This is a genomic window from Mesorhizobium sp. M0598, assembly GCF_040320865.1.
Classification (GTDB): domain Bacteria; phylum Pseudomonadota; class Alphaproteobacteria; order Rhizobiales; family Rhizobiaceae; genus Mesorhizobium.
The window spans coordinates 301,622-324,431 of the sequence record NZ_JAMYQL010000001.1 but is presented as its reverse complement, the minus strand read 5'-3'; the positions used below and the strand labels follow the sequence as shown (position 1 = coordinate 324,431).

General features: G+C 63.7%; 28 protein-coding genes and 1 pseudogene. 22 read left to right on the top strand and 7 right to left on the bottom strand.

Going from position 1 to position 22,810, the window contains the following annotated elements:
• Nucleotides 1-183 precede the first annotated feature (183 nt).
• The 3 genes from NKI59_RS01570 to NKI59_RS01560 all read left to right on the top strand — a co-directional run bounded on the left by NKI59_RS01570 (nt 184) and on the right by NKI59_RS01560 (nt 2,432).
• The gene (locus NKI59_RS01570) at nt 184-1,290 is read left to right on the top strand and encodes a hypothetical protein (protein WP_352701882.1); all 1,107 of its coding nucleotides are present in this window, start codon (nt 184-186) and stop codon (nt 1,288-1,290) included.
• Between the two features lie 75 nt (nt 1,291-1,365).
• Nucleotides 1,366-1,986 (top strand): nucleoside triphosphate hydrolase, encoded by a 621-nt coding sequence (locus NKI59_RS01565; RefSeq protein ID WP_352637356.1) that lies wholly within the window; start codon nt 1,366-1,368, stop codon nt 1,984-1,986.
• A gap of 152 nt (nt 1,987-2,138) precedes the next feature.
• Nucleotides 2,139-2,432, top strand: a complete 294-nt coding sequence (locus NKI59_RS01560; RefSeq protein WP_352682997.1) for a hypothetical protein — start codon at nt 2,139-2,141, stop codon at nt 2,430-2,432.
• A gap of 21 nt (nt 2,433-2,453) precedes the next feature.
• Here NKI59_RS01560 and NKI59_RS01555 read toward each other — a convergent pair.
• From NKI59_RS01555 to NKI59_RS01545, 3 genes and pseudogenes are all read right to left on the bottom strand, one after another.
• A pseudogene (locus NKI59_RS01555) lies at nt 2,454-3,159 on the bottom strand (glutathione S-transferase family protein).
• Between the two features lie 137 nt (nt 3,160-3,296).
• Nucleotides 3,297-4,505 (bottom strand): beta-ketoacyl-[acyl-carrier-protein] synthase family protein, encoded by a 1,209-nt coding sequence (locus NKI59_RS01550; RefSeq protein ID WP_352588683.1) that lies wholly within the window; start codon nt 4,503-4,505, stop codon nt 3,297-3,299.
• A gap of 4 nt (nt 4,506-4,509) precedes the next feature.
• On the bottom strand, nt 4,510-4,764 hold the full coding sequence (locus NKI59_RS01545; RefSeq protein WP_023677013.1) for an acyl carrier protein: 255 nt from the start codon (nt 4,762-4,764) through the stop codon (nt 4,510-4,512).
• Nucleotides 4,765-4,966: 202 nt separating this feature from the next.
• Between NKI59_RS01545 and NKI59_RS01540 the strand changes: the two genes are divergently transcribed.
• The 5 genes from NKI59_RS01540 to NKI59_RS01520 are packed head-to-tail and all read left to right on the top strand — an operon-like array spanning nt 4,967 to nt 7,352.
• Complete coding sequence (locus NKI59_RS01540; protein WP_352701880.1) at nt 4,967-5,809, top strand: urease accessory protein UreD; 843 nt, start codon at nt 4,967-4,969, stop codon at nt 5,807-5,809.
• Nucleotides 5,810-5,837: 28 nt separating this feature from the next.
• Complete coding sequence (locus NKI59_RS01535) at nt 5,838-6,140, top strand: urease subunit gamma (RefSeq protein WP_023677011.1); 303 nt, start codon at nt 5,838-5,840, stop codon at nt 6,138-6,140.
• 19 nt (nt 6,141-6,159) lie between these two features.
• Nucleotides 6,160-6,417, top strand: a complete 258-nt coding sequence (locus NKI59_RS01530; protein WP_352701878.1) for a DUF1272 domain-containing protein — start codon at nt 6,160-6,162, stop codon at nt 6,415-6,417.
• 28 nt (nt 6,418-6,445) lie between these two features.
• Nucleotides 6,446-7,039 carry a HupE/UreJ family protein gene (locus tag NKI59_RS01525; RefSeq protein WP_352701876.1) on the top strand — a complete coding sequence of 198 codons (594 nt, stop codon included), beginning with the start codon at nt 6,446-6,448 and terminating at the stop codon, nt 7,037-7,039.
• Between the two features lie 7 nt (nt 7,040-7,046).
• On the top strand, nt 7,047-7,352 hold the full coding sequence (locus NKI59_RS01520; RefSeq protein WP_023677008.1) for an urease subunit beta: 306 nt from the start codon (nt 7,047-7,049) through the stop codon (nt 7,350-7,352).
• Nucleotides 7,353-7,378: 26 nt separating this feature from the next.
• Here the strand turns inward: NKI59_RS01520 and NKI59_RS01515 are convergent, their stop codons facing one another.
• Together NKI59_RS01515 and NKI59_RS01510 are read right to left on the bottom strand one after the other, a co-directional pair.
• On the bottom strand, nt 7,379-7,873 hold the full coding sequence (locus NKI59_RS01515; protein ID WP_352701874.1) for a hypothetical protein: 495 nt from the start codon (nt 7,871-7,873) through the stop codon (nt 7,379-7,381).
• 126 nt (nt 7,874-7,999) lie between these two features.
• Nucleotides 8,000-8,383, bottom strand: coding sequence for a hypothetical protein (locus tag NKI59_RS01510; RefSeq protein WP_023677006.1), 384 nt, complete (start codon nt 8,381-8,383; stop codon nt 8,000-8,002).
• 179 nt (nt 8,384-8,562) lie between these two features.
• Here NKI59_RS01510 and ureC point away from each other — a divergent pair, with 179 nt between their 5' ends.
• From ureC to NKI59_RS01475, 7 genes are all read left to right on the top strand, one after another.
• Nucleotides 8,563-10,275, top strand: a complete 1,713-nt coding sequence (gene ureC / locus NKI59_RS01505) for an urease subunit alpha (protein ID WP_031211834.1) — start codon at nt 8,563-8,565, stop codon at nt 10,273-10,275.
• A 47-nt stretch (nt 10,276-10,322) separates the two neighbouring features.
• A complete protein-coding gene (locus tag NKI59_RS01500; protein WP_023677004.1) occupies nt 10,323-10,916 on the top strand; it encodes a hypothetical protein in 594 nt (197 codons plus the stop codon).
• 55 nt (nt 10,917-10,971) lie between these two features.
• Nucleotides 10,972-11,556: an urease accessory protein UreE gene (gene ureE / locus NKI59_RS01495; protein WP_352701872.1), complete on the top strand. Its 585-nt coding sequence runs from the start codon at nt 10,972-10,974 to the stop codon at nt 11,554-11,556.
• Nucleotides 11,549-12,238, top strand: coding sequence for an urease accessory protein UreF (locus NKI59_RS01490; protein WP_352701870.1), 690 nt, complete (start codon nt 11,549-11,551; stop codon nt 12,236-12,238). The genes ureE and NKI59_RS01490 overlap by 8 nt, the downstream gene beginning before the upstream one ends.
• On the top strand, nt 12,235-12,675 hold the full coding sequence (locus NKI59_RS01485; RefSeq protein ID WP_352701868.1) for a DUF3995 domain-containing protein: 441 nt from the start codon (nt 12,235-12,237) through the stop codon (nt 12,673-12,675). The genes NKI59_RS01490 and NKI59_RS01485 overlap by 4 nt, the downstream gene beginning before the upstream one ends.
• Nucleotides 12,672-13,313: an urease accessory protein UreG gene (gene ureG / locus NKI59_RS01480; protein ID WP_352701866.1), complete on the top strand. Its 642-nt coding sequence runs from the start codon at nt 12,672-12,674 to the stop codon at nt 13,311-13,313. The genes NKI59_RS01485 and ureG overlap by 4 nt, the downstream gene beginning before the upstream one ends.
• An 80-nt stretch (nt 13,314-13,393) precedes the next feature.
• Nucleotides 13,394-14,161 carry a class II aldolase and adducin N-terminal domain-containing protein gene (locus tag NKI59_RS01475; RefSeq protein WP_352701864.1) on the top strand — a complete coding sequence of 256 codons (768 nt, stop codon included), beginning with the start codon at nt 13,394-13,396 and terminating at the stop codon, nt 14,159-14,161.
• A 22-nt stretch (nt 14,162-14,183) separates the two neighbouring features.
• Here the strand turns inward: NKI59_RS01475 and NKI59_RS01470 are convergent, their stop codons facing one another.
• Nucleotides 14,184-14,816, bottom strand: a complete 633-nt coding sequence (locus NKI59_RS01470; protein ID WP_352701862.1) for an HAD family hydrolase — start codon at nt 14,814-14,816, stop codon at nt 14,184-14,186.
• A 360-nt stretch (nt 14,817-15,176) separates the two neighbouring features.
• Here NKI59_RS01470 and NKI59_RS01465 point away from each other — a divergent pair, with 360 nt between their 5' ends.
• Nucleotides 15,177-16,136, top strand: coding sequence for a sugar-binding transcriptional regulator (locus tag NKI59_RS01465; RefSeq protein WP_352701860.1), 960 nt, complete (start codon nt 15,177-15,179; stop codon nt 16,134-16,136).
• 74 nt (nt 16,137-16,210) lie between these two features.
• Here the strand turns inward: NKI59_RS01465 and NKI59_RS01460 are convergent, their stop codons facing one another.
• Nucleotides 16,211-16,396: a hypothetical protein gene (locus NKI59_RS01460; RefSeq protein ID WP_254815832.1), complete on the bottom strand. Its 186-nt coding sequence runs from the start codon at nt 16,394-16,396 to the stop codon at nt 16,211-16,213.
• Between the two features lie 110 nt (nt 16,397-16,506).
• Between NKI59_RS01460 and gcvA the strand changes: the two genes are divergently transcribed.
• From gcvA to NKI59_RS01430, 6 genes are all read left to right on the top strand, one after another.
• Entirely contained in the window at nt 16,507-17,418 is a 912-nt protein-coding gene (gene gcvA / locus NKI59_RS01455; RefSeq protein WP_352578172.1) for a transcriptional regulator GcvA, read from the top strand.
• 214 nt (nt 17,419-17,632) lie between these two features.
• Nucleotides 17,633-18,943 carry an ABC transporter substrate-binding protein gene (locus NKI59_RS01450; protein ID WP_352449478.1) on the top strand — a complete coding sequence of 437 codons (1,311 nt, stop codon included), beginning with the start codon at nt 17,633-17,635 and terminating at the stop codon, nt 18,941-18,943.
• A gap of 114 nt (nt 18,944-19,057) precedes the next feature.
• Complete coding sequence (locus tag NKI59_RS01445) at nt 19,058-19,930, top strand: carbohydrate ABC transporter permease (protein WP_023676993.1); 873 nt, start codon at nt 19,058-19,060, stop codon at nt 19,928-19,930.
• 207 nt (nt 19,931-20,137) lie between these two features.
• Nucleotides 20,138-20,962 carry a carbohydrate ABC transporter permease gene (locus NKI59_RS01440; protein ID WP_023676992.1) on the top strand — a complete coding sequence of 275 codons (825 nt, stop codon included), beginning with the start codon at nt 20,138-20,140 and terminating at the stop codon, nt 20,960-20,962.
• A gap of 51 nt (nt 20,963-21,013) precedes the next feature.
• On the top strand, nt 21,014-22,018 hold the full coding sequence (locus NKI59_RS01435; RefSeq protein ID WP_352701859.1) for an ABC transporter ATP-binding protein: 1,005 nt from the start codon (nt 21,014-21,016) through the stop codon (nt 22,016-22,018).
• Nucleotides 22,015-22,785: an L-iditol 2-dehydrogenase gene (locus NKI59_RS01430; RefSeq protein ID WP_352701857.1), complete on the top strand. Its 771-nt coding sequence runs from the start codon at nt 22,015-22,017 to the stop codon at nt 22,783-22,785. The genes NKI59_RS01435 and NKI59_RS01430 overlap by 4 nt, the downstream gene beginning before the upstream one ends.
• Nucleotides 22,786-22,810: the final 25 nt, after the last annotated feature.

Below are 22,810 nucleotides of genomic sequence, written 5' to 3'. Positions count from 1 at the left end.
AAGGCACAGTCCATTTGGTTAATATCGGTCTGGCCCTCGAACGGTGCCCTGTCCACAGGCCGACGTGGCGCCGCCTGATGTGAATTGCCCTCCACCGCGCTTGCGCAACCGGCGGCGAGTGGGCTTTGCTGCGCCGGCAGAATCGGGCCGCCGGAATCGGGCTGGCAGAATCGGTAGGTGCACATGGATACGGTCACGATCACGGCGAAGGGCATTTCGGTATCGGTCGATCTTGCCGTCGGCCATCTCGCCGACATGACGGTCGATATCGATGGCCGCCGGCTGAAGCCGCTGCATCGCGCACCCTGGGTCGGCGAGCCGCGCGAAATGCTGCCGAAAGACCTGCCTGAAGGGACGGTCCACCTGTCCGGCGATTTCCTCTGCGCGCCGTTCTCGATCAGCGACGTCGAAGCGGCACCTTTGCATGGCTGGCCGGCAAATAGTCGCTGGGACGTCGTCGACAGCGCGGCAACGGCCGACGGCTGGCGCGCCGTCTTCCGCCTGCAGCGCCCGGTCATGGGCGCAACTGTCGACAAGATCCTGACCTTGCGCGACGATCATCCCTTTCTCTATCAGGAGCACGTCTTTTCCGGCGGCGCCGGCGCCATTCCCGTCGCCCACCACCCGATGACGGTGATGACGGCCGGCGGCAGGCTGGCCTTCTCGCCCAAGCGCCTTGCCGCAACGCCGAGTGAGGCGCCGGAGCCCGATCCGGCCCGCGGCCGCTCGTTGCTCGCCTACCCGGCACGAACCGCCGACCTGACGCGCTTTCCCGCCGCCAACGGCGGCACGATCGACCTGACCACCTATCGCATGGACCAGATGCGTGAGGACTTCGTGACGCTGGTCGAGGCCGATCATGGCGGGCCGGGCTGGACCGCGCTGGCGCGCCAGGCGGAAGCCGATCTCGTGCTGGTGCTGAAGAACCCGGCCGAACTGCCGGTCACCATGCTGTGGGTCAGCAATGGCGGGCGCGATTATGCGCCATGGAGTGGCCGCCACCGCGGCGTGCTCGGCATCGAGGACGGCCGCACGGCCGTCGGCCACGCCGCATCGCTCGGCGACAATTGGCTGAAGCGCGAAGGCGTGGCGACCGCCTTTGCCCTTTCCGAAGGGCGCCGCTTTTCGTTCCGCCATGTCATCGGCGCACTGCCATGGCCATCCGGCGAGCCGCCGCACGACGTCGCGACCTCGCCGGGCCGCATGCGCATCCTGGCGGCTGACGGTGCCGTGCGCGACATCGGCTTCGACAGCGACTTCCTGCGGATCGGCCAAGCCAGGCCCGATTGAAGGCCTGGCACAATCCGGCGTTTGAAATTTCCGAAAACTGCCGCCAAAATGCGTCAGAACCATCGTAAGGGCCCAATGTCAGAGATCGCCCATATCGCTGCTGCCATTTTTAAGCGCGCCGGCAAGGCACCGCGCTTCATCGTTGCCATTGCCGGTCCGCCCGGCGCCGGCAAATCGACATTGTCGGCAGGCTTGCACGACTTGCTGCCGGAAGGCACGGCGGAAGTCGTGCCGATGGATGGCTTCCATTTCGATGATGTCGTTCTCGAGCGGCGCGGCCTTCGCGCGCGAAAAGGCGCCCCGGAAACCTTTGATTTTGCCGGCTTCGAAGCGCTGCTGAAGCGCATCCGCGCCGGCGAGCCGGATATCGCCATCCCGGTCTTCGACCGCAGCATGGAGCTGTCGCGCGCCGCCGCTGCGATTGTCGCCGCCGACACCAAATTCATCCTGGTCGAAGGCAATTATCTCCTGCTCGACGAGGAACCCTGGACGCGGCTGGCGCCGCTGTTCGACTTCTCGATCTTCGTCGATGTGCCGCGCGCCGAGCTCGAGCGCCGACTGCTGGCGCGATGGCACGAGCACGGCCGCTCCGACGAGGACGCGCGCGCCTGGATCGCCTCTAACGATATGCCGAACATCGACCGCGTGCTTGCCCGTCGGCGGCCCGCCGACCTGGTGGTCGGCGACCTGGCCTGACTTGCAAGGAACCGCCCGGCCGGAACCTTGACAGTTTCAGGCCGTTATCCCGGACACGGCAATTGTGCCCATGAGGGAACCGTTCGATGGAAACCATGGCAAGAAAGCCTGCGCCCGCCAAGGGCAGGGCAACACGATCAAAGGCCACTCGAGTGAAAACCAGCGCCGGCCCGGCAGCGGCGGCCCGCTCCAAGGATGCGGCAAAGCCCAGCTTTGGCAAGGCAGCGCCGAAGAAGGTGGTGCCTGCCGCGGCCAAAGCCGCTGCACCCAAGCCCAAAAGATCGGCAAGCAGCAGAGGATCGATCGCAGGCAGCGCAATGCGCACTGTTAAAGCAACGGCCAATGTCGCCGCCGGTGCCGTGCTTGCCACCGCCAAAGGTGCGGCGTCGCTCGCTGCTTCCGTAGTCGGCAAGGGCGGCTCAAAACCCCGGACCAAGGCAAAATAGCCGAGCGGAATCGACGTAAGATCAGCTTCTGGCCGGAATGGTGAGGCCCCTCTGCACCGCCGGCCGGGCGAGGCCACGCTCCAGCCATGCGCCCACGCTGGGGAAATCGTCGAAACCGACGAGTTCCCGCGCCTCGTAGAAGCCGATCAGATTGCGCACCCACCCAAGCATCGAAATATCGGCGATGGTGTAATCGTCGCCCCATGATCCAGCTGCGGCCCTTGAGCCTCGTTTCGAGGACGCCGATCAGCCGTCGCGACTCGTCGCGATAACGTTCCAGCGGGCGCTTGTCGGCGATTTCGCGCCCAGCGAATTTATGGAAGAATCCGACTTGGCCGAACATCGGCCCGATCGAAGCCATCTGGAAGAACACCCACTGGATCGTCTCATAACGCAGCGTCGCGTCTGCCGGGACCAGCTTGCCGGTCTTGTCGCTGAGGTAAAGCAGGATGGCGCCGGATTCGAACAAGCCGATCGGCTTGCCGCCCGGGCCGTCCGGATCGATCATCGCCGGTATCTTGCCGTTCGGGTTCAAAGACAGGAATTCCGGGGTCCAGCTCTCGTTCTTGCCGATATCGACGGCATGCGGCTCGTAAGGCAGGCCAAGTTCCTCCAGCGCGATCGATATCTTCACCCCGTTCGGCGTCGGAAACGAATAAAGCTGGATGCGGTCGGGGTGGCTCGCCGGCCAGCGCCTAGCAATCGGAAACGCGGACAGATCGGTCATCGAAACTCCTGGTAGGGGACCGCGCCGAGCGGCACGGTCATGGCGGGTCGCAGAGAGTTAGGCGCGACGCCTGGCGCGATCAATATGCGCATGGAAAGTTTCGCCGGCCCCCGGTGAAGGAACCGCAAGGGGTGGGATCACACGGCCTTGACCGCCAGCACCGCATTGGTGCCGCCGAAGGCGAAGCTGTTGCTGATCGCGGTGCGCACGGTGCGTTCGCGCGCCACGTTCGGCGTGATGTCGAGATCGCAGTCGGCGTCGGCTTCCCGATAATTGGCGGTCGGCGGCACGATGCCTTCGCGGATCGCCATCACGCAGGCGATCATTTCCAGCGCGCCGGAGGCGCCGAGGCAGTGGGCGTGCATCGATTTGGTCGAGGACACCGAAAGCTTGTAGGCATGGCCGCCGAACACGCGTTTGATCGCCGCCGTCTCGATCTGATCGTTGGCCTTGGTGCCGGTACCATGCGCGTTGAGATAGTCGACGTCCTCGGGATTGAGCCCGGCATCGACGAGGCAGAAGCGCATCGCCGCCTCAGGCCCTTCGATGGTTGGCGCGACGATATCGGAGGCGTCGGCGGAAAGGCCGACGCCGGCGATTTCGGCAAGGATGGCGGCGCCGCGCGCCATGGCATGCTCATATGTTTCCAGCACCACCATGCCGGCGCCTTCGCCGAGCACGAGCCCCTGGCGGTCGGCCGAAAACGGCCGGCAGGTGTCCGGCGACAGTACCCGCAGGGCCTCCCAGCCCTTGAGGATGCCCCAGACCAGCGGCGCATCGGTGCCGCCGGCGACCATGACGTCGGCCCGGCCGAGCCTGATCTGATCGACCGCCGAGGCAATGGCGTGGTTGGATGACGAGCAGGCAGAGGTGATGCCGAACACCGGCCCGCGCAGACCAAGATTCATGCTGACATGGCCGGCTGCAGCGCCCGGCATTACTTTCGGGACGGTGAAGATGCCGGCGCGGTTCTTGCCTTCGAGCAGGATGGCGCGATAGTTCTCTTCGATTGCCTCCCAGCCGCAGACGCCGACGCCGACGATGGTGCCCATCCGGTAGGTGTTGGCCGCGTGCGGGTTCAATCCCGCCTGCTGTGCCGCCTCCCGCGCGGCGATCGTCGCCAGAAGGCTGAAGCGGTCCATCGACACGACCTGCTTGCGGTCGATGCCGTGCTCGGGAAGCGCCTTGATTTCGCAGCCGACCTTGACCTTCAGATCATGCAGCAGCGGATTGTCGATCGCGCCGATTGCCGAACGGCCGGCGCGCATTTCATTCCAGATTGCCGGTGCATTGGTGCCGAGCCCGCATAATCCGCCGATGCCCGTGATGACGACGCGCTTGTGCATTCAGTCAGGCTTTTTTCGCGATCAGCGCGCGAACCGCCTCGACCATGTCGCCGACATTCTTCAGATTGCTCCAGGCATCGACAGTGTTCATCTCGATTTCGATGCCATACTCTTCCTCGAGATCGAAGATGATCTCCGTCAGTTCCAGCGAATGGATGCCAAGGGCGGTCAGTTCGGTACTGGTGGTGATTTCCTCGCCGCCCGGCTCGGCATGAGCCTTGATCTTGGCGATGATATCGTTTGCCAGCTGGTCAGCCATTCGGTTTCTTCCCCAACTCTGTCGTTTCCCGACGCCAACTGATCAGCGCCCCTTTTGTCCTCGATTACGTCGTCATCGTCGCCTTTTACCCCCGCCAGGCGCCGGTGACCGTATCAAGGTGGCTCCCTCTATAGAAACCGAAACGCTGTCAAGCAACAAGCTATATATCGACAAAGCCGCCGCAGTGCTTAACGTTGGTGTCGTGGATACGATCGCATATAGCTTGACTTCAGTGCCGCCGGCCCAGCGTGTTGCCGGCGTCGCGCGGCTTGGCTGCGACTGGAACGGAGGCCGCACGCGTCTTCGGCGTCTGTACCAGGACGGTTCGGCCAAGATCCGCATGCCGGCGGTCTCGGCCGATCCGCTCGAAGCCGTCCTGATCAACACCGCCGGTGGGCTGACCGGTGGCGACCGTCTCGCCTGGGAGGTCGATGTCGGTGCCGGCGCCTCCGCAACCATAACAACGCAGGCCTGCGAGAAAATCTATCGCGCCGCGTCCGACCGCGCCGAAGTGCGGGTGCAGCTGACTGTCGGGGAAGACGGCCACATTGCCTGGCTGCCACAGGAAACCATTGTCTTCGACCGCTCGGCCTTTGCCCGCAGCCTTGACGTGGAGCTTGCCAGCGGAGCCGAGGCACTGATCCTGGAGGCTACCGTCTTCGGCCGCCTGGCCATGGGTGAACGGGCTTCGCAAGGCCATTTCCACGACCGCTGGCGCGTCCGCCAGGACGGGGCGCTGGTCCATGCAGAGGAGTTCCGCATCGGGCCGGACATTGCGGCCACCTTGAACCGTCCCGCAGCGGCCGGCGGTGCCGTCGCCGTGGCTACGCTGCTGATGGTGTCGCCACGGGCAGAGGCTTTGCTCGAGCCGGCCCGAGGCATAGTCGGCGGCCAGGGCGGCGTCAGTTTCTGGAGCGTGCGGAAATCTGGCAAGCTTCTTGCGAGGCTGTTCGCTGAGGACGGCTACCAGCTCCGCAAGCGGCTGGTGCCGCTTGTCGAATTGCTCAACGGACGGGCGGGCCTGCCCAAATTATGGTCACTCTGATTTCGATTGTGCCACCGCAGGAAAAAGCATGAATCTGACGCCGAGGGAGAAAGACAAGCTGCTGATCGCCATGGCGGCGATCGTGGCCCGCAAGCGGCTCGAACGCGGCGTCAAGCTCAATCATCCGGAAGCGATCGCGCTGATCACCGATTTCGTCGTCGAGGGTGCCCGCGACGGCCGCGCGGTCGCCGAGCTGATGGAGGCCGGCGCCCATGTCGTCACCCGGGCCCAGGTGATGGAAGGCATTGCAGAAATGATCCACGATGTGCAGGTCGAGGCGACGTTTCCAGACGGCACCAAGCTGGTGACCGTGCACGAGCCGATCAGATAACACCGCCAAGGAGAGGAAAATGCTTGAGCTGCGTCCCAACTGCGAGTGCTGCGACAAGGATCTGCCGCCCGATGCGACGGATGCGGTGATCTGCACCTTCGAATGCACCTTTTGCGCCGACTGCGCACAAAACGTGCTCGGCGGCGCCTGTCCGAATTGCGGCGGCAACTGCTCGGCCCGCCCGATCCGTCCGGCAGCGCTGCTGAAGAAATATCCGGCCTCCACCAAGCGCGTCCTCAAGGCAGAGGGCTGCGCTCCGGCCCGCAAGGCGGCGTGAGAGCTACTCGAAGATGGAAGGTACGCCGATGATCCCCGCTACGATGAAACGCTCAACGCTGTCGGCGGTCCTGCTGCTGGCGGCAGCAATGCCAGCCTATGCCCATGTCGGCGTCGGCACGGTTTCGTCCTTCACCGCCGGCTTCTCCCACCCGCTCTCCGGCCTCGATCACATGACGGCGATGATTGCTGTCGGGCTATGGGCCGCGCTCAAGGGCGACAAAGCGATCTGGGCATGGCCGCTGGCCGTGGTAAGCGTCATGCTGGCCGGCGGCGTGCTCGGCATGCTGCATGTGCCGATGCCTTTCGTCGAGCCGGCGATACTGGCGTCCGTCGTGGCACTCGGGCTGCTGGTTGCGCTCGCCGTCGATCTTCCTGTCTCGGCCGGCGTCGCCGTCATCGGCCTGTTCGCGCTGTTCCACGGCTATGCCCATGGCACCGAGGTGCCTGAGAATGTCGGCGGACTCGGCTATATGGCGGGCTTTGCCGTTGCCACGGCACTGCTCCACGCCGTCGGCATCGCGGCCGGTCTCGGCCTCGGCTGGCGCTTCCGCGGGCTTGCCCGCGCCGCTGGCGCCGCTTGTGCCGCGATTGGCGCCGGCCTCGCTTTCGGCGTCGTGTGAGGCCGCGATGATCCCCGGCGAAATCATCACGGCAAGCGGCGAGATCGAACTGAACAAGGGTCTGGCGACGGTCACCTTGAAGGTAGCCAACAGCGGCGACCGGCCGATCCAGGTAGGCAGCCATTATCATTTCTTCGAGACCAATGAGGGACTGAGATTCGATCGCGACAAGGCCCGCGGCATGCGCCTCGACATCGCTGCCGGCACCGCCATGCGCTTCGAGCCCGGCCAAGAGCGCGACGTTACCCTGGTGCCGTTCGGCGGCAAGCGCGAGGTCTACGGATTTCAGCAGAAGATCATGGGCGCGCTGTGAGATCGAAGGCGTCGAGCAGTTTCGGCTCAGCCGGGCGGCTTGGCCGCCGCATAGATGACGACCTTTCCCGGATCGTCGAATTCCACCGCCAGAACGTCCTCGGTTTGCACTCGCCGCGAATCGATGGCGTTGAACAGCAATGCGTTCGCCTCGATCTCCTTGCGCAGCTCGGCGATGTCGTCGCGATGTTGCCTGACCTTGTTTTCGATCGCCGGCGGCGGGCCGCCTTCGGTGCGCGCGGCATCGGTAAGAAACACGATATCGACCTTGTCGAGCTTGGATGTCTTGCGCACGGCGGCGATGTTTTCACGCGTGCGGTCGATCGCCGAACTGACCTTGCCGGCTTCCGCATTTGTCTGAGTCTCTTCCTGGCCGACCTCCGAGCCGACGATCCGGTTGACGGTCTCGGCGCTGTCGAGGCTCTGCGCGTTCAGCGCGGCGTGCGGAATGCTGGCTGCCAGAAACGCGGTCGCGGCAATCCCATGCAGCGATCTGGTGTCGGAGAAGGTGGTGATCGCCATCGCTCGTTCTCAGGGTCCTTTTCGAGGCTCGTGTCAGGGCGACAGGACCGAAACGTAACGTCCCCCGTGAAGGTTCCCTTTGCGATGCGGCGGGCTGGCCGGGCGCCGGCCCGCCGCCTCGTCTCGTCAGCTCGCTTTCTTGGTGATCAGCGTCAGCGCGCCATTGGTGCTCATGCTGGCGGCGATCACCTGCGCCGAGGTGAGCCCCTTGGCTTCGAGCGCGGATTTGACCTGCGGTGTCGCGTCGATCGAGCCGCGCAGTTTCTGCAGGTCGGCATCGCTGCGCTTGGCGATCACCTCGTTGACCTTGGCTTGAGTGTCCGCGGGCAGATCCTTGATATCGACGACGTTGATCGCCTGGATGGTGGGCGCCTGCGGCTGCGCCCCGGGCGCGGCAGGAGCAGGCGCAGCCGGCGCCGGACTGGGCTGCTGCGCAGGCTGTTGCTGGGCGCTGGCGGCGGTTGCGAGCACCAGCGTGGCGGCGGCTGCCAGAAGGGTCGTTTTGCGCATGGATGTTCCTTTCCATCGATTGGCAAATGGTCGTTTTGGGGTGGCCCGGCCACCTCAAACGCTAAATGGGATCGGAAAGTGTCGCTCAGCGGGTCATTGCGTGACCATAGGATGGCGGCAATGTGGGGCCCGGCTTCGACAAGCGGTATTTTCGGGCTGTATTTCGGGAGCAATTGCTGATGGCTAAAATCACCCGCGCCGCCTATGCGCAGATGTACGGCCCGACCGTCGGCGACAAGGTCCGGCTCGCCGACACCGAGCTGTTCATCGAGGTCGAAAGGGATCTCACTCTTCACGGCGAGGAGGTGAAGTTCGGCGGCGGCAAGGTCATCCGCGACGGCATGGGCCAGAGCCAGGTGTCGCGCGCGCAAGGCGCGGTCGACACCGTCATCACCAATGCGTTGGTCGTCGATGCCACCGCCGGTATCGTCAAGGCAGATATCGGCCTCAGGGACGGCCGTATCGCCGCGATCGGCAAGGCCGGCAATCCGGATACCCAAGGCGGCGTCACCATCATCATCGGTCCCGGCACCGAGATCATCGCCGGCGAGGGGAAGATCCTGACCGCCGGCGGCTTCGACGCGCATATCCATTTCATCTGCCCGCAGCAGATCGAGGAAGCGCTGATGTCGGGCATCACCACCATGCTCGGCGGCGGCACCGGCCCGGCGCACGGCACGCTGGCCACCACCTGCACGCCTGGGCCGTGGCATCTGGCGCGCATGATCCAGTCTTTCGATGCCTTCCCGATGAATATCGGCCTGTCTGGCAAGGGCAACGCGTCGCTGCCTGCCGCGCTCGAGGAGATGGTGCTCGCCGGCGCCTGCTCGCTGAAGCTGCACGAGGACTGGGGCACGACGCCGGCTGCAATCGACTGCTGCCTGTCGGTCGCCGACGATTACGACGTGCAGGTGATGATCCACACCGACACGCTGAACGAGTCCGGCTTCGTCGAAAACACGGTCGCGGCAATCAAGGGCCGCACCATCCATGCCTTCCACACCGAAGGCGCCGGCGGCGGCCACGCGCCTGATATCATCAAGGTCTGCGGCCTGCCTAACGTCATTCCGTCCTCGACCAACCCGACACGCCCCTACACGATCAACACGCTGGCCGAACACCTCGACATGCTGATGGTCTGTCACCATCTGTCGCCGTCGATCCCCGAAGATATCGCCTTTGCCGAAAGCCGCATCCGCAAGGAAACCATCGCCGCCGAAGACATTCTGCACGACATCGGCGCCTTCTCGATCATCTCGTCGGACAGCCAGGCCATGGGCCGTGTCGGCGAAGTGGCGATCCGCTGCTGGCAGACCGCCGACAAGATGAAACGCCAGCGCGGTTCGCTGCCGCAGGAGACCGGCGACAACGACAATTTCCGCGTCCGCCGCTACATCGCCAAATACACCATCAATCCGGCCATCGCGCATGGCCTGTCGAAGGACATCGGCTCGGTGGCGGTGGGAAAACGCGCCGACCTCGTGCTGTGGAATCCGGCCTTTTTCGGCGTCAAGCCGGACATGGTGCTGATCGGCGGCATGATCGCCGCCGCCCCGATGGGCGATCCCAACGCCTCGATCCCGACGCCGCAGCCGATGCATTACCGGCCGATGTTCGGGGCCTACGGCAAGGCGATGACCAATTCGTCGGTAACCTTCGTTTCGAAGGCCGCGCTCGACGCCGGCCTGCGCGGCAGGCTCGGCGTCGACAAGCAGATGGTCGCGGTCGAAAACACCCGCGGCGGCATCGGCAAGCATTCGATGGTGCTCAATGACGCCACGCCGCATGTCGAGGTCGACCCCGAAACCTATGAGGTCCGCGCCGACGGCGAACTCCTGACCTGCGAGCCGGCTACCGTGCTGCCGATGGCGCAACGCTACTTCCTGTTCTGAACCATAGGCGTTAGAACGACCGATGTAGAACATGCCGCGCCAGGCTTATGGACCCGCAACTCCCCTACGCCCACGACATTTTCCCGCATATCCGCATCGTCTTGGGCATGGTGATCGGCCTCGGCGTCACCCGCCTGCTGTCGGGGGTCGCCCGCATCGTCCAGCATCCCGGCCAATACCGGCTCTATCCCGTGCACCTCGCCTGGGTTGCGTCGGTGCTTTTAATGCTGGTGCATTTCTGGTGGTGGGAGTTCGGCCTGTTCCAGATCGAGAATTGGACCTTCGGCAAATACCTGTTCATCATCTTCTACGCCGTCACGCTGTTCCTGCTCTGCGCGCTGCTGTTCCCGGATTCGATGCTGGACTACACCAGCTATGAGGATTTCTTTTATTCGCGCCGGGCCTGGTTCTTCGGCCTGCTGGCGGCGACCTATCTGCTCGACGTGATCGATACGCTGCTGAAAGGGCCGGAGCATTTCGCCCATTTTGGCGTCGAATATCTGATCCGCACACCGGTTTTCGTCGCGCTTTGCGTCATTGCGATCCTGCTGCGCGACCGCCGCTTTCACATCGCCTTTGTCGCCGGCGCGCTCGTCTATCAGATATCGTTCATCCTGCGGCTCTTCGACACGATCGTCTGAGCGCCATTGGGGCGGCGGACGCGATAGGCTAGGCTTTTGGGAGAGGCAGTCTTACATGAAGCTCGATATTCGCACCGACTTCACCAAATTCCCGCGCGCCGTCGCCGTCCTGGCCGCAGGCGAAGCCGGAACCACCACGCCATACGACCGGGCGGTGCTTGCCCATGACGAGCGGCATCTGCGCCGTCGCGCCATCGAAACGGCCCGTAGCGACAAGGTGCTGGTCGACCTGCCCGAACCGGTGACCTTGAACCATGGTGACCGGCTGGTGCTGGAGGATGGCCGCCACATCGAGATCGTCGCGGCCGAGGAGCCGCTCTACGATATCAGGGCCAGCGACCCTGTCCATCTGGCAGAGCTTGCCTGGCACATCGGCAACCGCCATCTCGCAGCCGCCATCGAAGCTGGGCGCATCCTCATTCTGCGCGACCATGTCATCAAGGCGATGCTGGAGGGATTGGGCGCCACGGTGAGCGACGTCTCCGAGCCGTTCAAGCCGGTGCGCGGCGCCTATTCCGGGCATGGCGGCCACGGCCACGCTCATGCCGAGGCGCATGCGCACAGCCACGCCGAAGCGCATTCCCATACCCATAGCGAATCGCATTCCCACAGCCATTCGCATGACCATGACCATGACTGACCAGCCTTCCAACGTTGCCCAGCCTTCCAATATTGCTTTGTTGCGGCTGATGGCGTGGCTGTCGCCTTCCTTCCCGGTCGGCGGCTTTTCCTACAGCCATGGTCTCGAGCAAGCCGTGCATGCCGGGCTGGTTGCCGACAGCAAAGAGCTCGCCGCGTGGCTGGAAACGCTGGTCGAGATGGGTTCGGGCTGGAATGATGCGGTGCTGTTTGCCGAAAGCTGGCGCAGGGCACGCGAAACCGGCGATCTCGATGAAATCGTCGCCCTTGCCGAAGCTCTGGCAGGCTCGCGCGAGCGCCATGCCGAGACCATGCTGCAGGGCGCTGCTTTCCTGAAGGCGGCCTTCGCCTGGCCGTGCCAGGTGCTGGATCGCCTGCCGGCCGAATGTGCCTATTGCGTTGCCGTCGGCGCCGTTGCCGGCGATCACGGCATTGCGCTGCGGGACGCCCTGGCGGCCTTTCTGCAGGCCTTCTTCTCCAATCTCGTCCAGGCTGCGATCCGGCTTGGCGTCATCGGCCAGACCGGAGCGACCGCGCTGCTCGCCGGCTTCGAGCCACTGGCGTTGGAAACTGCCGCTCGCGCTTCCGGCTCGACGCTTGACGATCTCGGCGGCTGCGCATTCGTCTCCGACGTCACGGCGATGAAGCACGAGGCCCAGTATTCGCGGCTGTTCCGCTCATGATCGTCCTCGCTTTCGCCCTCTCGCTCGTCCTGCTGTTGATCACAGCACTGCATGTCTATTGGGGCATTGGCGGCATCTGGCCGGGCAGGGACGCTGCCTCCTGCGCCCGCGCGGTGGGCGGCTTCCGTGGCGTCGACGAAATGCCGGCGCCCTTCGCCAGCTTCGCCGTCGCCGCCTGCCTCGGCCTGGCGACGCTGTGGCCGATGGCGCTCGAAGGCGTGTTTGCCACGCCCTTTCCCAAGGCCGGGCTCGCCGCCACAGCGCTACTCATCGCGCTGGTCTTCCTGGCGCGCGGCATTGCCGGCTTCACGCCCTGGTGGCGCCGGCTGGCGCCCGAACAGCCTTTCGCGCGGCTTGATGTCAGCTACTATTCGCCGCTCTGTCTGTTGATCGGGCTTGGCTTTGCCATTCTTGCCCTCACGGAGTTCCCCGCATGATATCACCCAACGGTCCTCTTCGCGTCGGCATTGGCGGTCCGGTCGGCTCGGGCAAGACGACGCTCACCGAAAAGCTTTGCAAGGCGCTGCGTGATGAGTTCTCGATCGCCGTCGTCACCAACGACATCTACACCAAGGAAGACGCCATGATGCTGGCCCGGCTGCAGGCGCTCCCTGAGGATCGCATCATCGGCGTCGAGACCGGCGGCTGCCCGCACACCGCCATTCGCGAGGACGCCTCTATCAATCTGCAAGCGATCGCCGAGATGACCAAGAAATTCCCGGATCTCGATGTCGTCTTCATCGAATCGGGCGGCGACAACCTCGCTGCCACGTTTTCTCCGGACCTTGCCGACCTGACGCTCTATGTCATCTCGGTCTGTCAGGGCGAGGAAATCCCGAGGAAGGGCGGACCGGCGATCACCCGGTCCGATTTCCTGGTCATCAACAAGAGCGACCTTGCGCCCTATGTGAACGTCAATCTCGACATCATGGAACGCGACGCTGCCCGCATGCGCGGCAAACGGCCGTTCGGCTTCACCGACCTGTCGCGCGGCAAGGGCCTTCAGGAGGTGATAGATTTCATCGTCGAGCATGGCGGGCTGAGGGTCGGCGCGGCCACCAGCACGGCGGCATAGCGGCGCTCGCCTGCACCAAACGAAACCGGTTGCGCGTGTTCCAGCCGCGCGGCATCCTTGCTTCTTTCACGGAGGTTACGATGAGCATCACGCGCCTGCAGAAGGAAGTGCTGACCAACCTGCCATTCTATGAGGAGCGCGTCGATCTGGCTTGCGCCTTCCGCTGGACGGCGCGGCTTAACATGCATGAGGCGGTGGCCAATCATTTTTCGCTGGCGGTCAGCGACGATGGCTCGCAATTCCTGATGAACCCCAACCAGGTGCATTTCTCGCGCATCAAGGCGAGCGATCTGCTTCTGATCGACGCCAATGATCCCGACACGCTGGCCGGCCCGAATGCGCCCGATCCAACGGCGTGGGGCCTGCATGGCGCCATCCATCGCAACGTGCGTCATGCACGCTGCGTCATGCATGTCCACTCGATCCACGCTACCGTGCTTGCCTCGCTCGCCGACTCGACGTTACCGCCGATCGACCAGAACTCGGCGATCTTCTTCAACCGCCATGTTGTCGACGCTCATTATGGCGGGCTGGCCTTCGAGGAAGAGGGCGAGCGCTGCTCCCAGCTTCTTGTCGACCCGAAGGTCAAGGTGATGGTGATGGGCAACCATGGCGTGCTGGTCATCGGCGACAGCGTCGCCGACACCTTCAACCGCATGTTCTATTTCGAGCGCGCCGCCGAAACCTATATCAAGGCGCTGTGGACCGGCCGGCCGCTGCGGGTACTGTCGGATGAGATCGCGGAGAAAGCGGCAAGGGAACAGGAAGACTATCCCGGCCAGGCCGAGCGCCACCTTTCCGAACTGAAGGCGATCCTCGACGAGCAGGAGCCTGCCTACCGGAGTTGAGCGCGGTCCCGCCGGGCCTGCCTTAAAGCCCGAGTTCGGCTCGCAATTCGCCGGCGCTGTTGATGACAATCGCCCCCGGCGGCCCCTCCATGGGCACCTCTGGCCAGAAGATCGTCTTCATTCCAGCTGCCAGCCCCGCCGTGGCGCCGGTCACGCTGTCGTCGACCGCCACGGCCTCGGCGGGATCGACGTCGGCCAACCAGGCGGCGCGCAGGAAAGGTTCGGCATGCGGCTTGCCTTCACGCACGTCGTTGCGGCTGACCGTCTTCATGCCGGGATATACGAGGCCTACGGCGCGCAGATTGGCATCGACGATCAGCCTGTCCGAGTTGGACACCACCGCTTGCGGCACGCCAAGCGCGCGCAGCTCATTGAAAATCTCGATCGCGCCGGTGCGTGGCATCAGCGTTTCGGCCATCGGCAGATAGTGATCGTATTTGCGCACGATCCAGTCGTCGAAAGGCAGGTCGAGGCCGAACTCGTCGCGCAGCATTTCGTAGACCGGCCATGCGGCGATGCCGAGCACGCGCTCATGCAGGTCGGCCGGCGGCGCGATGCCGACGCTGTGCAGCGCCGCAATCAGCGCCGCCTCGTGCAGCGGCTCGCTGTCGACCAGCGTGCCGTCCATATCCCAGAAAACCGCTTTCGGCGTCATGCAAGGCTCCATTCTCAAAAAATTCCTTAAAGCGTTTAGCGCGCGAGATAAACCGCCGCGTCCCCGCTAATGCATGTCGCGCAAAGTGTGCAGCGGTTTTGCGATGACGACATGCATAAAAAGGAACCTAAAACGCGTCGCATGAGGCCGATCGAACGCAACGCGCTTTAGAACCGGGATTGGTGCGACCTCGACAGCCTTGCTGTTGCAACGAGACTGGGTCGACCTGTCACTTCGCTCCAAACACCAAGTTTCATCACTAAGCAATTGCTCTTACAATAGGCAATTGCGCGCAAGTTCATTCCCTGCGAAACTACTGCGCTCCGCCTCTTATGCTCGGCGGGGTTGGGAGGCAGGAACTTGAATTCGCGGCAGGACAGCGGCGGCAACAGGCTCGACGACGCGGCGCGTGCCGGCTGGCTCTATTATGTCGCAGGCAACACCCAGGACCAGATCGCCGCCACGCTTGGCATCTCGCGGCAGACTGCGCAGCGGCTGGTGTCGCTCGCAGTCTCCGAAGGGCTGATCAAGGTGCGCGTCGACCATCCGATCGCCAATTGCCTCGACCTTGCGGCACGGCTGAAATCGCGCTTTGCGCTTGATCTGGTCGAGGTGGTGCCGAGCGACCCTTCTTCTTCCTCCACTGTCATCGGCGTCGCCGAGGCGGCGGCGGCCGAGATCGAACGGCGGCTGCGGTCGCGGGGGCCGATCGTCATGGCGATCGGCACCGGCCGCACGCTGAAGGCCGCGATCGAGCAACTGCCGCCGATGGAATGCCCGCAGCACAAAGTGGTGTCGCTGACCGGCAACATCTCGCCGGACGGCTCGGCGGCCTTCTACAACGTCATCTTCACCATGGCCGACAGGGTCAAGGCGCGTTCGTTTCCGATGCCTTTGCCGGTCATCGCTTCCTCGCCCGAGGAGCGCGAGATGCTGCTCAGCCAGCCGATGATCCAGCCGACGCTGGCGCTTGCGGCCGAGGCCGACGTCACCTTTGTCGGCATCGGCGATCTCGGCCCGAAGGCGCCGCTTTACGAGGACGGCTTCATTTCGGAGGGTGAATTAAAGGCGCTGCAGAAGGCCGGCGGCGTCGCCGAGATCGTCGGCTGGGTATTCGATCGTGACGGCCGCATGATCGAGGGCATCACCAATGATCGGGTGTCGTCGGCGCCGCTGCCGTCGCGCGAAAAGTCGCTGGTGATCGCGCTTGCCATGGGCGACCGCAAGCTGCCGGGCATCTTCGCCGCCGTCAACCGGCGGTTGGTCAACGGCCTCATCACCGATGAGCGGACCGCCGCCGCCTTGCTGGCGGGCGCATGATCTCCGAGCCGCTGGCGGTCGGAAGCGATCATGTGAAATCGAAACGCATCTGATCCCCGATAAAACGAGCGTCACTACTGGTGCCGGCCGCAAGGATCGTTGCCGTCGAGAAAGCCCATGTCGCGCTGCAGATGCGGCGGCAGCTCCCGGACGTCGAGATAGGCCCGTTTCCGCGCCGCGTGCCTTGCCAATCCCCGCGCCAACCGTGAAAACCAGCCATGGGCTGGAGCAAGAAGCAGCTTTTCCTGTATTGTGGTCATGATCGTCAGCCTTCGCTATCTCTAGGCGTAATTGATCTTCAATACGGAATATCGGTAGGACCGGCCGGTGCCGCCAATCAAACGTCGATCACTGCCCATAAGGAGGGCTTATGCCGGAGCTCAATTCACGACAGCTGGTTTCGCAGCTTCCTCCGCTTCAGGCGATCCGGGTGTTCGAGGCGGTGGCGCGGCATCTCTCGTTCACCAAGGCCGCCCAGGAGCTTGGCATGACGCAGGCGGCGGCAAGCTATCAGATCAAGCTTCTGGAGGAGCGCATCGGCGCGCCCCTGTTCTTGCGCCAGCCAAAACAGATCGTGCTGACCGAACCCGGCCAGCGCCTGGCGCCCGCGGTCAGCGAGGCGTTCGCGCTGTTGAGCGGCGCCTATGCCGCCGCGCGCACCGGCGCCGACGGCTTGCTTTGCGTTTCGACGCTGCTGACATTTGCCTCCAACTGGCTGGCGCAGCATCTCGGTTCGTTCCAGGTCGCGCATCCGTCGCTGGCGGTGCGCGTCGATACTTCGAACAGGGTTGTCGACTTTGCCAGAGAGGATATCGACATCGCCATCCGCTCCGGCGGCGGCAACTGGCCGGGCGTCGAGACCCATATGCTTTTCAGGGCCGATTTCACGCCGGTCCTTAGTCCAAAGCTCGCGGCAAGCATCGGCGGCGTCAAGGAGCCGGCCGACCTGCTGCGGCTGCCGATCCTCGACCCGGGTGACATCTGGTGGCGGGACTGGTTTGCCGCCGCCGGCCTGCCGGTCGAGGAACTGGCCAAGCGTCCCGGCACCAGCATGGGCGCGCAGGCCTACGAGGCCAATGCCGCGATTGCCGGCCACGGCGTGGCGATCGTTACCAAGGCGCTGTTCAAGACCGAACTTGCCGACGGCCGCCTGATCCAGCCCTTTGATCTGGTCGGAGACGACGGCCACGCCTATTGGCTGGTCTATCCGACGGCACGACGCAACGTGCCGAAGATCCGCGCCTTCCGCGATTGGATCCTGAGCGAGATCGCTTGCCAGTAGGCTGAATCCCAGCAAGCCCGATAGCAAAGCGCCGGGCCCAATCAGCCCGGCCGAATCCTTCGTCAGACATGCCGCAAACGTCCCAGGCTTGCCGCTGCACGAGACCCGGCGTGCTGCGCTGCAGCAACGAATCCGTCTTGACATAATTCATCGCAAGTGAGTAATTGCTCACAGCCAAGGCAAATGCTCATCTTGGTTTATGGGAGGAATTTTGATGAAACTTCGCACGTTCACCCTAGGCCTGTTCTCGGCCAGCGCCCTCGCTTTCGCCGCGCATGCCGAATCCATCACCATCGCCACGGTCAACAATGGCGACATGGTCCGCATGCAGAAGCTGACCGACGACTTCACCGCAAAAAATCCCGACATTCAGCTGCAGTGGGTCACGCTCGAGGAAAACGTCCTGCGCGAGCGCGTCACCACCGACATCGCCACCAAGGGTGGCCAGTACGACGTGATGACCATCGGCACCTACGAAGTGCCGATCTGGGCCAAGCAGAACTGGCTTTTGCCGCTCGACAAGCTCGGCGACGATTACGACGTCAAGGACATCATCCCGGCCATAGCCGGCGGCCTGTCGGTCGACGGCAAGCTCTACGCAGCCCCGTTCTACGGCGAAAGCTCCTTCGTCATGTACCGCAAGGACCTGATGGACAAGGCCGGGCTCAAGATGCCCGATGCACCGACCTGGGATTTCATCAAGCAGGCCGCCGACAAGATGACCGACCGCGCCAACGGCGTGAACGGCGTCTGCCTGCGCGGCAAGGCCGGCTGGGGCGAGAACATGGCCTTCCTGACCGCTATGTCGAACTCGTTCGGCGCGCGCTGGTTCGACGAGAACTGGAAGCCGCAATTCGACCAACCCGAATGGAAGAATACGCTGCAGTTCTATGTCGACCTGATGAAGGCCGACGGCCCCGAGGGCGCGTCGTCCAACGGTTTCAACGAAAACCTGGCGCTGTTCCAGCAGGGCAAATGCGGCATGTGGATCGACGCTACCGTCGCTGCCTCCTTCGTTTCCGACCCGAAGAACTCCACCGTCGCCGACAAGGTCGGCTATGCGCTGGCGCCGGACAATGGCCTCGGCAAGCGCGGCAACTGGCTGTGGGCATGGTCGCTGGCCATCCCCGCCGGCACCCAGAAGGCCGACGCGGCTCAAAAGTTCGTATCCTGGGCAACCAGCAAGCACTATGCCGAGCTCGTCGCCTCGAAGGAAGGCTGGGCCAACGTTCCGCCGGGAACGCGCTCGTCGCTCTATGCCAATCCCGAATACCAGAAGGCAGCACCTTTCGCCAAGATGACGCTGGACTCGATCAACTCCGCCGATCCGACGCACCCGACCGTCAAGCCGGTGCCTTATGTCGGCGTCCAGTTCGTCGCCATTCCTGAGTTCCAGGGTCTCGGCACCACCGTCGGCCAGCTCTTCTCGGCGGCACTTGCCGGCCAGTCGAGCGTCGACGATGCCTTGAAGCAGGCGCAGGACGCCGCCACCGCGACGATGACCGAGGGCGGTTACATCAAGTAAGCTCCTCCCCGTGCCGGTTGCCAATGGCGACCGGCAACGGCCGCCCGAATCCCAGTTCGGGCGGCCAGCTTTCACACCGCTGAAAAACTTGGCCGACCTCGAAGGGTGACCGTCATGGCTACTCAGCAGACCCGTTCGCTTGCCCGTTTCATGATGGCGCCATCCGTGGTGCTGCTGCTGGTCTGGATGATTGTGCCGCTGGCATTCACGCTGTGGTTTTCCTTCCAGCAATACAACCCGCTCAATCCGATGCGCGACGGCTTCGTCGGGTTTTCGAACTACGCGCTGTTCTATTCCAACCCGGCATTCCTGCAGTCGATCCTCAACACGCTCACCATCGTCGTCAGCGTGCTTTTGATCACGGTGATCGGCGGTATTCTGCTCGCCCTTCTGCTCGATCAGCCGATGTGGGGACAGGGCATCGTCCGCATCCTTGTCATCTCGCCGTTCTTCGTCATGCCACCGGTGGCAGCACTGGTCTGGAAGAACATGATCATGCATCCGCAGTACGGGGTTTTCGCCGATATTGCGCGCTTCTTCGGCGGGCAGCCGATCGATTGGTTCGGGCAGCACCCGCTCCTGGCGATCATCATCATCGTTGCCTGGCAATGGCTGCCGTTTGCTACGCTGATCCTGTTGACCGCGCTTCAGTCGCTCGACGTCGAGCAGAAGGAAGCCGCCGAAATGGACGGCGCCGGCTTCATCAGCCGCTTCATCTATTTGACGCTGCCTCATATGTCGCGCGCCATAACCGTCGTCATCCTGATCCAGACGATCTTCCTGCTGTCGGTCTATGCCGAGATCCTCGTCACCACCAATGGCGGCCCGGGTTACGCCTCCACCAACCTGCCCTTCCTCGTCTATCAGAAGGCATTGCTGGAGTTCAAAATCGGCCAGGCGTCCGCCGGCGGTATCATTGCCGTCATTCTCGCCAACATCGTTGCCTTCTTCGCCATGCGCGCTGTCGGCAAGAACCTGGATAAATAAGGGAGGATAAGATGGCACGTGCGCTGAACCACCCCCACTCCGTTCCGCTGCGCGGGACACCTCTCCCCCTGCCCGGGAGTGAGGAAAGGCCTGCATCGAAGCCGCGCCCTTCCTCTACCCCGTCGATCGGGGGAGAGGTGGTTTGCGCAGCAAACCGGAGTGGGGGTCGACCCTGCCGCCAACATCGCCGATAGGGAGGACCTGACCATGGCACGTGCAGTCACCACCCAGCACAAGACGATTGCTACCGCGGCCGCCTGGATCGTCGCGCTGCTGATCTTCTTCCCGATCCTCTATACGATCATCACCTCGTTCAAGTCGGAGCAGGAGGCTATCCAGGGCTTCAACCTGTTCCCGTCGGGAACCACGGAGAGCTATTCCGAGGTCCAGGCGCAGAACGGCTATTTCAAATTCTTCCTGAACTCGGTGTTCCTGTCGGTCGGCTCAACCATCCTGGCTCTGCTCGTCGCCATACCGGCGGCATGGTCGATGGCGTTTTCGCCGGGCAAACGCACCAAGGACATCCTGATGTGGATGCTTTCCACCAAGATGATGCCGGCCGTCGCCGTGCTGTTTCCGATCTATCTGATCTTCCGCGATACCGGTCTGCTCGACAGCCGCATCGGCCTGATGGTCATGCTGATGCTGATCAACCTGCCGATCGTGGTCTGGATGCTTTACACCTATTTTCGCGAGATCCCGGGCGAGATCCTGGAAGCGGCGCGCATGGACGGCGCATCGCTCTGGAACGAGATCATCTATGTGCTGACGCCGATGGCGGTCCCCGGCATCGCCTCGACCATGCTGCTCAACATCATTCTCGCCTGGAACGAGGCGTTCTGGACGATCCGGCTGACCACCACCGAGGCCGCGCCGCTCACCGCTTTCATCAGCTCCTTCTCCAGCCCGCAGGGGCTGTTCTGGGCCAAGCTTTCGGCCGCCTCGACGCTGGCGATCGCGCCGATCCTGATCATGGGCTGGTTCAGCCAGAAGCAGCTGGTCCGGGGCCTGACATTCGGTGCGGTAAAGTAGCGGGCATCGCCTGACGCAAAACGAAAAGATAGCCCTTCGGGGGAGGAAACCATGGGAAACATCACGCTCAAGAACGTCTCCAAATCCTTCGGGGCGACGTCCATCATCGCCGGCCTCGATCTGGTCATCGAGGACGGAGAGTTCGTCGTCTTCGTCGGCCCGTCGGGCTGCGGCAAATCCACCCTGTTGCGTCTGATCGCCGGTCTCGAGGATACCAGCGGCGGCACCATCATCATCGATGGTCGCGACGTCACCGGCGAGGCGCCGGCCAAGCGCAAGCTGGCTATGGTGTTCCAGTCCTATGCGCTCTACCCGCACATGACGGTGGCCAAGAACATCGCCTTCCCGCTGAAGATGGCGGGCGAGGACCAGGCGACCATCGACAAGAAGGTGAAGGACGCCGCGCGGATCCTGAACCTCACCAACTACCTCGACCGCCGCCCCGGCCAGCTCTCCGGCGGCCAGCGGCAGCGCGTCGCCATCGGCCGCGCCATCGTGCGCCAGCCGTCGGCCTTCCTGTTCGACGAGCCTTTGTCTAATCTCGACGCGGCGCTGCGCGGCACCATGCGGCTGGAGATCAGCGAACTGCATCACCAGCTCAAGACAACCATGGTCTACGTCACCCACGACCAGATCGAGGCGATGACCATGGCCGACAAGATCGTCGTGCTCAATGCCGGCAATATCGAGCAGGTCGGCTCGCCGATGGAGCTCTATAAGACGCCGAAGAACCTGTTCGTCGCCGGCTTCATAGGTTCGCCGAAGATGAACCTGATCGAAGGCGCGCCGGCCGCCAAATATGGCGCCAAGACAGTCGGCATCCGCCCGGAGCATATGAACATTTCGAAGACGTCAGGCGACTGGAAGGCGACGGTCGGGGTTGCCGAGCATCTCGGCTCCGACACGTTTTTGCACGTCCAGGCGGATGGTGTCGGGCAGCTGACGGTGCGTGCCGACGGCGAGTTGGCCGCCCATCACGGCGACACGATCTACCTGACGCCGGAAAAGGCCAAGCTGCATCGTTTCGGCGCCGACGGGAAGGCGATGCTGCAATGAGGCTCCGGGGTAAATCGGCGCTGATTACCGGATCGGCGCGCGGCATCGGCAGGGCGTTTGCCGAAGCCTACATGCGCGAAGGGGCGACGGTCGCGATTGGCGACATCAATCTCGAAGCCGCCGAGAAGACGGCTTCGGAAATCGGCCGCAACGCCTACGCGGTAAAGCTCGACGTCACCGATCTCGCGTCTATCGATGAGGCCGTCAAGGCGGTCGAAGCCAGGGCCGGCGGCCTGGATATCTTGATCAACAACGCTGCTTTGTTCGACCTGGCGCCGATCGTCGAGATCACCAAGACAAGCTACGACAAATTGTTTTCGGTCAACGTCGCCGGCACGCTGTTTACGTTGCAGGCCGCCGCCCGTTCGATGATTGCCCGGGGCAAGGGCGGCAAGATCATCAACATGGCAAGCCAGGCCGGGCGCCGCGGCGAGGCACTGGTCGCCGTCTACTGCGCCACCAAGGCGGCGGTCATCTCGCTCACCCAGTCGGCAGGGCTCGACCTGATCAAACACCGCATCAACGTCAATGCCATCGCCCCGGGTGTCGTCGACGGCGAGCATTGGGACCATGTCGATGCCTTGTTCGCCAAGTTCGAGAACCGGCCGAGGGGCGAGAAGAAGAGGCTGGTCGGCGAAGCCGTGCCTTATGGCCGCATGGGCACGGCGCAAGACCTCACCGGCATGGCGGTGTTCCTGGCCAGCGATGAGGCCGAGTACATCGTCGCCCAGACCTACAATGTCGATGGCGGCCAGTGGATGAGTTGAGGGGGCGAAGGCGCTCTTCCCCCCG